The 11628-nt window shown below is 67.2% G+C and carries 13 protein-coding genes; 5 read left to right on the top strand and 8 right to left on the bottom strand.

Annotation, left to right across the window (positions count from 1 at the left end; translation table 11 throughout):
- Positions 1–152: 152 nt before the first annotated feature.
- Complete coding sequence (locus tag GLP40_RS12650; RefSeq protein ID WP_154788052.1) at positions 153–557, bottom strand: hypothetical protein; 405 nt, start codon at positions 555–557, stop codon at positions 153–155.
- A gap of 222 nt (positions 558–779) precedes the next feature.
- Here GLP40_RS12650 and lexA point away from each other — a divergent pair, with 222 nt between their 5' ends.
- Complete coding sequence (lexA, locus tag GLP40_RS12645) at positions 780–1568, top strand: transcriptional repressor LexA (protein ID WP_407671578.1); 789 nt, start codon at positions 780–782, stop codon at positions 1566–1568.
- Between the two features lie 70 nt (positions 1569–1638).
- Here lexA and GLP40_RS12640 read toward each other — a convergent pair whose 3' ends face one another.
- The 5 genes from GLP40_RS12640 to GLP40_RS12620 form a co-directional block, all read right to left on the bottom strand.
- Positions 1639–2103, bottom strand: a complete 465-nt coding sequence (locus GLP40_RS12640) for a DUF2231 domain-containing protein (RefSeq protein WP_154788051.1) — start codon at positions 2101–2103, stop codon at positions 1639–1641.
- A gap of 127 nt (positions 2104–2230) precedes the next feature.
- A complete protein-coding gene (locus GLP40_RS12635) occupies positions 2231–3076 on the bottom strand; it encodes a hypothetical protein (protein WP_154788050.1) in 846 nt (281 codons plus the stop codon).
- Positions 3077–3238: 162 nt separating this feature from the next.
- The gene (locus GLP40_RS12630; RefSeq protein WP_154788049.1) at positions 3239–4912 is read right to left on the bottom strand and encodes an alpha/beta hydrolase; all 1674 of its coding nucleotides are present in this window, start codon (positions 4910–4912) and stop codon (positions 3239–3241) included.
- A gap of 59 nt (positions 4913–4971) precedes the next feature.
- Positions 4972–5280 (bottom strand): hypothetical protein, encoded by a 309-nt coding sequence (locus GLP40_RS12625; RefSeq protein ID WP_154788048.1) that lies wholly within the window; start codon positions 5278–5280, stop codon positions 4972–4974.
- Between the two features lie 113 nt (positions 5281–5393).
- The gene (locus GLP40_RS12620; protein ID WP_230329496.1) at positions 5394–6329 is read right to left on the bottom strand and encodes an acyl-ACP desaturase; all 936 of its coding nucleotides are present in this window, start codon (positions 6327–6329) and stop codon (positions 5394–5396) included.
- Between the two features lie 923 nt (positions 6330–7252).
- Here GLP40_RS12620 and GLP40_RS12615 point away from each other — a divergent pair.
- Entirely contained in the window at positions 7253–8290 is a 1038-nt protein-coding gene (locus GLP40_RS12615) for a lysylphosphatidylglycerol synthase transmembrane domain-containing protein (RefSeq protein ID WP_154788046.1), read from the top strand.
- A 19-nt stretch (positions 8291–8309) separates the two neighbouring features.
- Here GLP40_RS12615 and GLP40_RS12610 read toward each other — a convergent pair whose 3' ends face one another.
- A complete protein-coding gene (locus GLP40_RS12610; protein WP_154788045.1) occupies positions 8310–8561 on the bottom strand; it encodes a hypothetical protein in 252 nt (83 codons plus the stop codon).
- Between the two features lie 169 nt (positions 8562–8730).
- Here GLP40_RS12610 and GLP40_RS12605 point away from each other — a divergent pair, with 169 nt between their 5' ends.
- Positions 8731–9012, top strand: coding sequence for a YggT family protein (locus GLP40_RS12605; RefSeq protein WP_154788044.1), 282 nt, complete (start codon positions 8731–8733; stop codon positions 9010–9012).
- A gap of 26 nt (positions 9013–9038) precedes the next feature.
- On the opposite strand, the gene GLP40_RS12600 is transcribed toward GLP40_RS12605, so the two are convergent.
- A complete protein-coding gene (locus tag GLP40_RS12600; protein WP_154788043.1) occupies positions 9039–10289 on the bottom strand; it encodes an MFS transporter in 1251 nt (416 codons plus the stop codon).
- Between the two features lie 224 nt (positions 10290–10513).
- Here GLP40_RS12600 and GLP40_RS12595 point away from each other — a divergent pair, with 224 nt between their 5' ends.
- On the top strand, positions 10514–11026 hold the full coding sequence (locus GLP40_RS12595; protein WP_154788042.1) for a mycothiol transferase: 513 nt from the start codon (positions 10514–10516) through the stop codon (positions 11024–11026).
- A gap of 31 nt (positions 11027–11057) precedes the next feature.
- A complete protein-coding gene (locus tag GLP40_RS12590) occupies positions 11058–11462 on the top strand; it encodes a VOC family protein (RefSeq protein ID WP_154788041.1) in 405 nt (134 codons plus the stop codon).
- The last annotated feature ends 166 nt before the right edge of the window (positions 11463–11628 follow it).

The raw sequence follows: 11628 nt of genomic DNA, 5'->3' as shown, positions 1-11628 counted from the left end.
GCCGATCCGCGCGGATGTAGCCTGCGTCACATTCAGGGGGAGGCTAGCAACGCGTCTCAGTTTTCAATCTGCATTTTCGGCCACGACGATGACCGTTGATCCCTATCTCGCACAATGGTTACGACGCGGCAACCAGTGGAGCATCGGCGCCGCTACCGCGCCGGCGCCTGGACCATCCGCACCGAGGGCGGAGCGGTCTGCGAATCGAAGTCGCCGGAACGCAGTTGCGCCAGGCCGATCAGGGCGGCCACGGCCAGCGCGCTCACCAGCGCGGAAACGGCCAGCGCCGCGAGGCCGATCTGGGCGCGCCGCACCCGCTCCAGTGGATGCATGCCCCGGGCGCGCCGGGCGGCGTGTCGCGCCACGAGGTGGTCGGGCCGAACACTCTGGCGAGCCGTGGGCCGCACCCGGGCGCGACAGGGGCGGCGGTCCGCCACGGGATGTGTCGCGACCTCCGTCATGCGGTCCGGAGACCGGTCGGAACGCAGCCCCCAGGGGATGCTGTCGAATCCCAGATCACTTCCGAGAGTGTCGATTTCGCTGACCACGGCGCGCATCGAAGAAACCTCCAAGGTAGGGCGGACCGAATGATGCTGGACGACTGACTCGATCATGTGTTCGAAGAACTGATGTTCGAAGTTCTACCACGACGCACCGACAATGTCACTGATTTCCCCGACATGCGTCGAACAGATGTTTGATCACACGCGTCACACGGACTACAGTCGAGACACGAGTTCCCCGGACGCACGACCGACCGTGTTCGGGAACGAATTCCGGTGAGCGACAGCAGTGAACGGAGGACGGCGGCGGTGAGCGAACACGGCGGCGTGGACGGTGAGAACGGACCCCTTGGTCCCGACGGTGACGACCCCCTGTCCGAATCATCCGGCGCCGGCGCCGATCTGACCGTGCGCCAACGCAAGGTGCTGGAGGTCATCCGCACCTCGGTGCACGATCGTGGCTATCCGCCCAGCATCCGCGAAATCGGTGATGCCGTCGGCCTCACCTCGACTTCCTCGGTGGCGCACCAGCTCCGAGCGCTCGAGCGCAAGGGTTATCTACGCCGCGACCCGAATCGTCCACGCGCCGTGGACGTCCGGGGTCTGGACGAGACGGCGGTGCGCGCCACCGCCGGGGTGTCGCAGCTGCGCGCGGTCAATGCCGAGACCGAGTCCTCCGACGAGCACCCCATCCCGACCTATGTTCCGGTGCTGGGCCGGATCGCCGCCGGTGGTCCGATCCTGGCCGAGCAGGCCGTCGAGGATGTCTTCCCGCTGCCGCGTGAACTGGTCGGCGAGGGTTCGCTTTTCCTACTGAAGGTCGTCGGTCAGTCCATGATCGACGCCGCCATCTGCGACGGCGACTGGGTGGTCGTGCGCCAGCAGAACGTGGCCGACAACGGTGACATCGTGGCCGCCATGATCGAGGGCGAGGCCACCGTGAAGACCTTCAAGCGCACCGGTTCCCAGGTGTGGCTGATGCCGCACAATCCCCTGTTCGAGCCGATTCCGGGCAATGACGCCCAGATTCTCGGCAAGGTCGTCACGGTCATCCGCAAGATCTGACCGTGCCCGCGCTGTCGTGACCCGGCGACCGCCCCGCAGACCGGCCGCCGGGTCACGACAGTCATCGTCGCTAGTGGTTGAGTACGCCGTTCCAGACCGCGTGCGCTCCTGAATCCCCGACCCGGTAGGTCTGCCACACGGCCGCCGCACCGGTCGCGATCGCCAGCAGCGCGATCACCGCCACCGCCGCCCGGCCCACCGCTTTCCCGCGCTCCTGCCGCAGATGCGCGAACGCGAGTACCACAGCCGAAATCAGCAGCGGCGGAACGAAATACAGCATCTGATGCCCGAGCCTGGCGTGCTCGTCCACCACCGGCGGCATGCCGAGCTGACGCTGGAACCACTCCCCCGCCTCCACGGTCACCGGCGTCAGGGCCGTGACCAGCACCGCCAGCCCGACCACGGGCCAGATCAACCGGCCGCGGGCCGCGGGCCACAATGCGCACAGGATCAGCAGTGCCGCGGTCAGCGGGACCAGCACGACAATCACGTGCACGAGTAGGACATGGGCGGGCAGCCCATTGAATGTCGACATATCGGCTCTTTCGAACTCGGCGAACGAAGCCCGGCGTATCAGAACAACGTAGGCCGGGCCCTGCCGGTTCGCTCTGGACCCACGATCGTTCGGCGAGTTCGCTGGACGGTCATGGGTGGCGCGACAGTCAGTCCTTGATGCGGGTGATCAGCTGGGTGGGCGCCTCGTCGGCCAGGGCCACCGGTTCCGCGGCGACGGGCTCGGCGGTCTCCGGCACGGCAGGCTCCGGCGTCGAGTCCTCGGGAGCGGTGGCCGCGTCCGGCTCTGGAGCCGGGCGCACCTCGACGATCTCGGGGGCCGATCCGTCCTGGGAGGGGGTCGCGGGCGGGTCCGGCATGGACATCGGCGCCGAGGCCGGGTTCTGATCGCGGGCAGCGGGCGCGTCCGAGGTCAGGGACGCCAGGCGACGGGCCCGCAGGTCGTCGCTCAGCACGGTGGTCACCTGATCGGGCGATCCGGCGGGAGCGTGGACGATGCGGCGGGTGGGGGTCTCCTCGACCGGCGCGAGGTCGGACGCGCTCGGCAGATCGGAGCCGGTGACGAAGCCGAGCACCTCGTACTGTGTGCCGAGGGTCATGACGGCCGAATTCTTGTCGTGCGCGATGTAACCCTGGTTCGTGCCCATCACGCGGCGCAGGGACTCCAGCCAGCGGTGGTCGAGGACCCGGCAGTCCGCCCAGGGGAAGTACTCGAGCCCGGTACGTAGGTAGAAGCGGTCGCCGATGCGCGCGCCGCGCAACAACTCCAGCAGCCAGGCGTCGATCAGGTTCGGCTGAGCATTGCGATAGATGCGCGAGCGCGGAGACACCGAGCCGTTCGCGAATTCCCCGAAGGAGTTCAGCAACTCACCCGGAAACTCTTCTAACTTCCCAAAACCGATGACATCCAAACCATGAAGTTGCTCTGGAAGTTGGGCGGCAATCCTGCGCTCGTCATGCAGTTTGAACTTCCTATTGATGTTCTCAGTGCGCATTTGTCTCCGACTTCCCAATCCAACCTCACGGCACCCTAGCATGAACCAGACCGTTTCAAACCAGTTTGGTCGGCCGCTCAGGGTAGCGGCACGTGAGCTTCAGCAACGAATCCGCTACCAGCGGTTACGGCTATCACGACGCAACGAACCGCCCGTTCGGCATCATCTGACATAGCGTCCGGCGATGATTTCGCCCTGATGCCACAGGCCCGGATTGCCAGGTTCCCAGTAGTTTCCGTGAGACGAGACGTCGAACGGCATGGCGCTCAACACCGGAAGCCCGATACTGTCGCCCGAAGATGTGAAAACCGTTGCGGAAAATTCGCGATCGACCGGATCGACCCCGTGCAGAAACTGACCGAACCTCGGGACGGGATCCGCGGGGTCGGCGGTCGCGAAGACATGCGCACCGTTGTGGCCCGCAGGAATACCCGACAACCGCAATTCCGAAACGTCGCGAACATCCACTCCCGGGCTTCCCACGAACACCACATCGTCTGCCTCGAGAGAGTTCGCTCCGCTGGCCGCCGCTCCGATCAGCGTGCTCCCGTAGCTGTGCCCGATGACCGTCTGATGGGCCGCCGGCCCCGGGTGCGTGGCCCGCAGCCCGGACTCGAACCGGTCCAGTGCGGGCGCTCCCGCCCGGGCTCGCCGATCCCGCGCGGCCTCGGCCAGATTCGGCGGCGCGTCGTATCCGTACCAGGCGATGACCGATGTCCGCGCGCCCGGATCGGCCCGCTCCGCCGCGGCGAGCAGCGCGGCGGCCCGATCCATCCCGCGCCCGATGTCGGTGAGCGACGAGCCCGTGCCCGGAACGAAGGTCGCGACATTGACGGCGGTGTCCGGATTATTCAGCGCGACAGCGCCATGCCCATTCCCGTCCACCGCCAGCAACAACCGCCCAGCGGCCGCGTCCCCGGCCTGTTCCTCCAGCGCCGCATACCCGGCAGCCCGCGTCAGTGCCTCGCCTCGGGCGGCTTCCCACGCCCGCAGCCGAACCCAGCCGTCGCCGGTGGCCGGAAGGTTCTCACCTCGCAGCCAATCGCGGTGCTGATCGGCCAGCCGCTGATCGTCCGCGGCGGCGTCGGCCCGCAAGCGTCGCATCGCGAGTCGGTTGTAGTGATCCCGGGCGAGGACGGGTATCCCGTCGTGATCCCCGATCAAGGGGTCGGCCGCGAACAGCGCGTCCTGATCCGCGGGTGGCAGCGATTTCCACAGTGCACAAAGAGCTTTCGGATCCTCCGGCAAGAGCGCGGTCCCGTCGAGCAACCCTGCGACCCGAAAACTCGGACCACCACCGGTCGGGTCCGCGTTCAACCCGGCCAGGGCGCGCACAGCCGCGTCGAGCCGCGCCCCGGCCCGCTCGTCGATCTCCCCAGCCGAATCGAGCAGCGGCACCAGCCGCGCCTGCAGCTCCTTCGCCTTCGCGTCGAATCCCGCCTGAAAGATCAAGTCCAGCGCCAGGTTCCCGGTATCCGAGCGCGGCGCGGACACCGTACCGTCCTCCGCGATCCGGCAGCCGCTGGCGCGAGCCTCGTCCCCGATCTGCCCGACCAGCACGCGCACTCGCTCGAGCGCCCCCGCCTCGGCGAACGCGTCCGCGATATCCAGCAGTGCCGCGCCGATGTGGTTGGCTGCCAGTTGCGATTCGAGCGCCCGCAGTGCCGCCGCTGTTCCGGCCGCTCCCCGCCATCCCGAAACCGCCGTGTCGACCGCACGCCCCACCCGCGCCATCGCCGCCGAGAAGGCCGAATCAGCCGCTGCCACAGCCGAACCGGCCCGGGTCGCGGTCCCGGGATCCCACCCTCGCACCTGCGAGAATCTCGCTCGCGCCATCGGCCCTCCCTCGCGTCGTGGTGCACACCTCGGGAAGTCGGCGCGCAATCACGCCGACGTCAGGACGTGCTGTGCAGATAGCCGTCCAACTGGGTTCTCAGGGCTAGTTCGGTGGCCTCGTAGGTGGTCACGCCATGGTCGGTGGTGTCGGCGAAGGTTCGAAGGTGGGTGGCCAGGCGGCGCACGACCGTCAACAGAGGTTCGCCGACCGTGACGGCGGCGGCGCCGATGGCCGAATTGGGCATGGCCCGGCCGACTTTCGCAATGAGGTCGATCGGGTCGATCGCGGTGATGGCGTCGGCTTCGGCGCGGATGCCCGCCGCCATGATTCGGAGCGCCATGATGTCGGCGCGCAACATGTCTGACATGCCTCCCCCTTCGTCGTGCTCCACACCCTAGCGAGGGTGGAGCGCGGGGGCTCGGCGAGAAATCGGGGCGTGTGGACAGTTCGATGGGTGTTCACATGTGGGTGAGGCGGTGGTCAGCCGCGGCGCGCGGTCTCGCGTGCCAGGGCACGGTCGCGGTGTTCTTCGAAGCGGACCACGTCCTTGCCGAGCTTCTCCAGGAAGGTCGCGAGGTTCTCGCGGATCCGCTCACCCCGCGGCGTGAAGTCCGTGCGGTCGAAGATATTCCACTTGCGCAGTACCGGGAGGATGACCTCGTCGAGGTGCTGGCGCAGATCGTAGATGCCGTGTTTGGCGAGGAGGACGCTGTTGCGGCGGAAGTCGGGCATGCCGGCGCCGGGCATGCGGAAGTTCTCGATGACCGCGACGATGGCTTCCAGAGCATCGTCGGGAACCAGATCCAAAGCCGCGCCGCAGATATTGCGGTAGAAGACCATGTGCAGGTTCTCGTCGGCGGCGATGCGGGCGAGCATCCGGTCGGCGACCGGGTCCTGGCAGACCTTGCCGGTATTGCGGTGGGAGACACGGGTGGCCAGTTCCTGGAAGGTCACGTACGCGACGCCGTGCAGGACGGCGTGATCGCCGGTGCCGGTGGGGTCGTCGACGCCCTGGCCGACGCAGATCATGCGGGCCCGCTCCAGCGCCACCGGGTCGACGCCGCGGGTGACCACCAGGTAGTCGCGCATGGCGATGCCGTGCCGGTTCTCCTCGGCAGTCCAGCGGTCCACCCAGGTGCCCCAGGCGCCGTCGCGCGAGAACGATTCGGAGATGAGCCGGTGATAGGAGGGCAGGTTGTCCTCGGTGAGGAGGTTGGTGACCATGGCGGCCCGCGCCACCTCACCGAGCCGGGACTGTCCGGGCGCCCAGTCGATTCCGCCCATGGCCGCGAAGTTGCGGCCCTCGTCCCAGGGCACGTAATCGTGCGGGTGCCATTCCTTGGCCAGTGAGAGGTGCCGGTCCAGATTCGCTTCCGCGACCGGTTCGAGTGCTGCCAGCAATGCTGTTGGAGTCATGGATTTCGCCACGTGTTCCCCTGATGACGACTTGCCTCGATCATGGCCGTCTCCGGCCGCCATCCGTCCGCGAGCCTACCCGGATATCCGGCGAGTCGCCGTGCCGCTCTTGGAAGACGACCGTTCCGTAGCCGCGGCGGCGGCCCCAGAACGAACCCGCGAGACACAGCCGTGGGTCACGGGCGGCGCGGGCCGCAGGTAATTCGGTGCGGCACCGCGGGACCATTATCGCGACGGCATTGGTATCGATCATGGTGTCGAAGCATTCGGACTTTCGAATCCGGTCCTCGTTATGCGAATTCCCGGGTGACCACTACTGGTGGGCGCCGCAATGGGCGAAACGATTGCAATCCCGAATCGAGCGGGGCTGAATACGAAATCGATGGAAATTCATTCGCGGCACACGAAGACCTGTCGGTACTAACGATCCTCGAATATTCGGACGCCCTCGACGATTCACCGCGACCTCGCCGAAGGACCGGAGCGGCCGCCCCGACGCCGCTCGCGCACCCGAGAGGGCCGACCGATGCTGATCTGGCCGAGCGACCCCCAGGTCGGGCAGCCGACGGCTCGCGAGCGCCGGCGTCGGCCGCCTCACAGTCGGCAGCCGGCTGCTTCGCCCCGGATACGGCGGCAGATATGGGGCAGATATGGGGCAGATATGGTAGGCGAGTTGCCCGTGTTCGGCACGCCACTCGATTTCGATCTTCACATCGTGTTGAATGAACCCGGCAATCCCATAGCCATCGGCTCGAATCTACGATTGGTCCCGCGCCGCGGTCCGGATCAAGAGGCGGGACGCCAGGCGTATGCCCACAGGACTCTTCGGGCAACGTGGGTCGACGCACGTCCGATCGCATCAATGGCGATCTGCGCGTAAGCGATTCACCCGGGAAAATATCTGCGATACCTGAGGAGGGCGGATGGCGGCCGTTCCCGCATCTGCGAGAAAGGCACTACCCACCGTAGTTTTCACCGTCCTGGTGGCGGCCGCGGCCGTATGGCAACGGGATGCGGTGCTGACCGGAGTCCACGCCCTCGCCGGAGCCGACCCGCGCTGGCTGGTCGTGGCCGGGCTCGCCACCCTCGCACTCTGGCCCACCTCGGTGTACATGCTGCGCGGTTCGATCCCGGCCGAGACCTCTGCCCGGCAGCTCTTCGCGCTCCAGCTCGCCGTGCCGGCGATCGGTTTGGTGCCCGCGGCCTCGCTGCTGCTGCGGCTGCGTTTCCTGCGCCGCACCGGGCTCAGCCACACCGGCGCGGTCGCGTCCATGGCCCTGATGGGATTCGCCGCGCTCATGGTGCGGGTTCCGCTGGTGGTGATCGCCGCGCTCGCCGCGCCCGGCCTGATGAGCCGCAATGGCGCGCAACCGCCGTGGCACGACCTCGGGGCCCGCACTTCGGGCTGGTGGCATCACCTCATCGGCGAGAACCCTTGGCGCACAGCCGGAATCGTGACTGTCGCGCTTTTCGTGGGCGGCTCGGTCATCGTCGTCTGCGGCCGGATCCTGCACCGCAGGGTAGGCGCGCACGGCGGGTGGCGGCATCTCCCCGCGCGCCTGCGGCACGCACGCTCCGATGCCGAGCTGGCCTGGAAATCGGTGGCCGCGACCGCCGTCCGTCCACGTCGCGCGGCCGCCCTGTGGATCTGCGCCCTGATTCAGCCGCTGCTCATGGTGGTAGCCCTGTGGGCGGTGCTACACGCGGTCGGGGCGAACCTGAGTCTCCCCGATACGTTCGTCGTCGAACTGGTGACCGTGGCCCTGGCCCCGCTACTGCCCTCCCCCAATGGGGTCGCCACCAAGGAGATCACCATCGCGGCGGGGCTCACCGCTGTCGCGGGCCTGACCGGCGGGGTGGCGATCGGCGCGGCCCTGGGATTCCGGCTCCTCACCTTCTGGTGCCAGATCCCGCTGGGCCTCGCCTCCTTCGCCTACCTGAACCACCGCCGCGCGATCTGAGCGCGCGGCCGTTCCGGAATCACTTGTTGAGCGTGCAATCGATGGTCGCGAACTTGGCGACTCCACCCCAGGTGGTCTGCGCGACGCCCTGCGCCTGACTCTTCCCGTGCTTGGCCTCGATGGTGAGCGTCGGCAACCGCTCCCCGGCCCACGTCTGCGCATTGCAGGTATAGGTCGGTACGGAGGCTCGAGCAGGCGCACCGACAGCCGCCAGCGCCGGTGACATCGCGAAGACGGCCAGAGGCAGGCCGACCAGATACTTCTTGCTCACGACGACTCCTTGTGCGATCTCGGGGTGAGCTGGGCGAACAGCAGCCCAAATTCTCGCACGGCCAGGGCGAGCCCGCCGCCCAACCTGGCGACCATGGTCGAGCGTCAGGCACTTTCGCCGGCGTTGAAGCGTTGATCTGCGTAAGGCGGCCACGACGAAGGAGTTCGCCATGTCATTCCTCGGTTCTCTGCTCGGGCTCGCCCTGACGTTGTTCATGCTGCTGCTGCTCGCGCGCCTGATCATCGACTGGATCGGTGTGCTCGGAGATACCCCGCCCGCGTTGCGCAGAGCGCGAGACGTCGTCCATCGCCTCACCGAACCCGTGATCGCACCCGTCCGAAAAGTGCTGAAGCCGGTTCGGCTCGGCGGCGTCTCCATCGACCTCGCCTTCACCGTCGTATTCATCGCGGTACTGGTCCTGCGCGCGATCGCATTCAGCCTGGGGAAATAGAAAGGGCCCGGGACTGTCGCCGATATTCAGCTCGGATTCGCGGAGGCCAGCTCTTCGGTGTATTCGGGCTCGGGCAAACGGTTCGAGCGCAATAAAGGAATGGTCGCGAGCATGAGGAGCCCGGCCAGGCCGATGGCTGTGCGGGGGCCGGTGAAAGCGGCGAGCAGGCCCCACAGGGCTGTGAGGGCGGCGGTGTTCGCGTTGCTGGTGATCGACCAAGCGGACAGGGTGCGGGTGATGCGGTCGGGTGCGGTGTGTTCCAGGCGGAATGTGGCGTATACCGGGTTGAACACGCCGCAGCAGGTGATGAGGCCGAATTCCACCAGGATCACCAGGAGCAGGCCGCCGAAGCCGGGGCCGATGAACGCCAGGGCGGGCACCCAGCAGACCCGTGCGACACCGGCTGCGACCAGCGCCCTGCGCTGACCGAATCGAGTTGCCAGGGGCGCGGCCAGCCGCGAGCCGATCAGGCCACCGAGACAAGGGATTCCGAACGCCAAGCCGTATTGCCACGGCGTGAAACCGAGTTCACCCAGCATGATGACGGCGAGCAATGGCGAGGTCGCCATGATCAGCGCATTGACCAGAATGGAGTTGAAGAACAAGGGGCGCAGCTCGCGGTGGGTCAGGATGTATCGCCAGCCCTCCACCATGTCGCTCATCCGGAATCCGCTGCTCCTGCTCGGCTCGGGACGCTCCTCCTTGCCGCCGATCGCCCGAATGCCCAACGCGGACAGCAGAAAACTGACCGCGTTCGCCGCGACCGTGGTCACCGGCCCGAATATCCCGATCGCCGCACCCCCGAGCGGAGGCCCCAGCACCGCGGCCGTCCACATCGTCGACTCGAACCGCCCGTTCGCGAGGAGCAGATCCTCCTTGGCCACCAGCGATTTCAGATATGCCCCCGAGGCGGCCTTGAACGCGAGGTCCGACGCCGCCACGACCACCGAAACCACCAGTAGCTGCGGGAAACTCAGGACACCCGCCACGAAAGCCAGTGGCACGCTCAGCACCACCGCGAATCGCAGCACATCGGTGGCGATCATGACCGGCCGCTTGCGCCGGAATTCCATCCACGGCCCCAGCGGCACCGCCACCACCGCACCCACCGCCAGCCCGGCGGCGGCCAGCAGCGACACCTGGCCTGGACCCGTATGCAGAACGAGCACGGCGATCAGGGGAACGGCATCGAAGGCCAGCCACGTACCCGCGGTGCTGACCGCGAAGGCCGCCCACAACCAACCGAATTCTCGCCCCAGCGACGTTCTGCCCGCCATACCCGTCCGCCTCTTGTCGTCCATCACCGTTGTTCCGCCAGATCGAAGCAGACCGCCGACGACGGGATCAAACAACCGGACCGCCCGCGAGCCACAACCGGATGTTGTACGAAACGCGCTCGTCACAGGCATCTCGAGGCTCTCCTTCACCGAACCGGCGCCTGGACTCCGGATCGGTGGCGCGCCTCGGAATAACCTCGGGTCACCGATGATTGGATGGAGGCATGACGAGCGCTGACTTGCTGGTGGACGCCTTCGGACGAATCAAGGAGAACGTGCACGGCGCGGTGGCCGGGCTCACCCAGGCGGAGCTCACGACGCGACCCGACGGGGATTCCAACTCCATCGCCTGGCTGATCTGGCACCTCACCCGCGTCCAGGACGACCATATCGCGGACGTGGCGGGCCTCGACCAGGTGTGGACCGCGCAGGGCTGGGCCGAGCGATTCGCGCTGCCCTTCGACGACTCCGCCACCGGATACGCCCACAGCTCCGCCGAAGTGGCTCAGCTGGACGGTGTTTCCGCCGACCTGCTGCTCGGCTATTTCGACGCCGTCCATGATCAGACCATCGGCTACGTGACCGCCCTCACCGACGCCGACCTCCCGCGCATTGTCGACACTCGCTGGGATCCCCCGGTGACCCTCGGCGTCCGCCTGATCAGCGTCATCGACGATGATATCCAGCACTCCGGCCAGGCTGCCTACATCCGCGGAATGCTGTTGCGCCGACGTTGATCTCGGTCTGCTCGCCACGGAGAATGCGGACATGGGATTCACCGTGGAGCGATTCGATCACGTGGTCATCAACTGCCACGACCCGATAGCGACGGCCGACTGGTACGCCCGCGTACTGGGCATGGGCGTGGAGCGGTTCGGCCCCGCCGGTCGGCTCGCGCTCACCTTCGGCACTCAGAAGATCAATCTGCGGCCGGTCGGCGCCCTCGACACCGACCCGAACTGGACCACCGCGGCCACCGAAGCGGCCGGAACGCAGGACCTTTGCTTCGTCACCACCGCCACTCCGACGGAGGTGGCGGAACATCTGACCGCGTGCGGAGTCGATATCGTCAACGGCCCGGTGGTGAAGATCGGGGCACTGGGCGAAATGATCTCCCACTACTGCCGTGACCTGGACGGCAATCTCATCGAGATCGCCGTCTACCCGTCGTAACGCGAGGTGTGGTCAGGACCACCGATGTTCGATGCCGGTCAGTCTCTCGCTGAGCTCCCATAGTCGGCGCGCCTGGAATCGGCTGTAGGCGAGAGGGTTTCGCAGGGCTCGGCACGGGTACCCGAAGGCCCCGAAGGCCGGGCCGCAGTAGGAATTCCCACGCAGG

This window comes from Nocardia aurantiaca (assembly GCF_009708175.1).
Lineage (GTDB): Bacteria > Actinomycetota > Actinomycetes > Mycobacteriales > Mycobacteriaceae > Nocardia > Nocardia aurantiaca.
This window is presented reverse-complemented; position numbering and strand designations above follow the sequence as displayed.

What these genes read in the sequence shown, in the direction of transcription:
- GLP40_RS12650 (WP_154788052.1), bottom strand. Translation starts at nt 557, where the DNA reads ATGCGCGCCGTGGTCAGCGAAATCGACACTCTCGGAAGTGATCTGGGA.
- GLP40_RS12640 (WP_154788051.1), bottom strand. Translation starts at nt 2,103, where the DNA reads ATGTCGACATTCAATGGGCTGCCCGCCCATGTCCTACTCGTGCACGTG.
- GLP40_RS12635 (WP_154788050.1), bottom strand. Translation starts at nt 3,076, where the DNA reads ATGCGCACTGAGAACATCAATAGGAAGTTCAAACTGCATGACGAGCGC.
- GLP40_RS12630 (WP_154788049.1), bottom strand. Translation starts at nt 4,912, where the DNA reads ATGGCGCGAGCGAGATTCTCGCAGGTGCGAGGGTGGGATCCCGGGACC.
- GLP40_RS12625 (WP_154788048.1), bottom strand. Translation starts at nt 5,280, where the DNA reads ATGTCAGACATGTTGCGCGCCGACATCATGGCGCTCCGAATCATGGCG.
- GLP40_RS12620 (WP_230329496.1), bottom strand. Translation starts at nt 6,329, where the DNA reads ATGACTCCAACAGCATTGCTGGCAGCACTCGAACCGGTCGCGGAAGCG.
- GLP40_RS12615 (WP_154788046.1), top strand. Translation starts at nt 7,253, where the DNA reads ATGGCGGCCGTTCCCGCATCTGCGAGAAAGGCACTACCCACCGTAGTT.
- GLP40_RS12605 (WP_154788044.1), top strand. Translation starts at nt 8,731, where the DNA reads ATGTCATTCCTCGGTTCTCTGCTCGGGCTCGCCCTGACGTTGTTCATG.
- GLP40_RS12600 (WP_154788043.1), bottom strand. Translation starts at nt 10,289, where the DNA reads ATGGCGGGCAGAACGTCGCTGGGGCGAGAATTCGGTTGGTTGTGGGCG.
- GLP40_RS12595 (WP_154788042.1), top strand. Translation starts at nt 10,514, where the DNA reads ATGACGAGCGCTGACTTGCTGGTGGACGCCTTCGGACGAATCAAGGAG.
- GLP40_RS12590 (WP_154788041.1), top strand. Translation starts at nt 11,058, where the DNA reads ATGGGATTCACCGTGGAGCGATTCGATCACGTGGTCATCAACTGCCAC.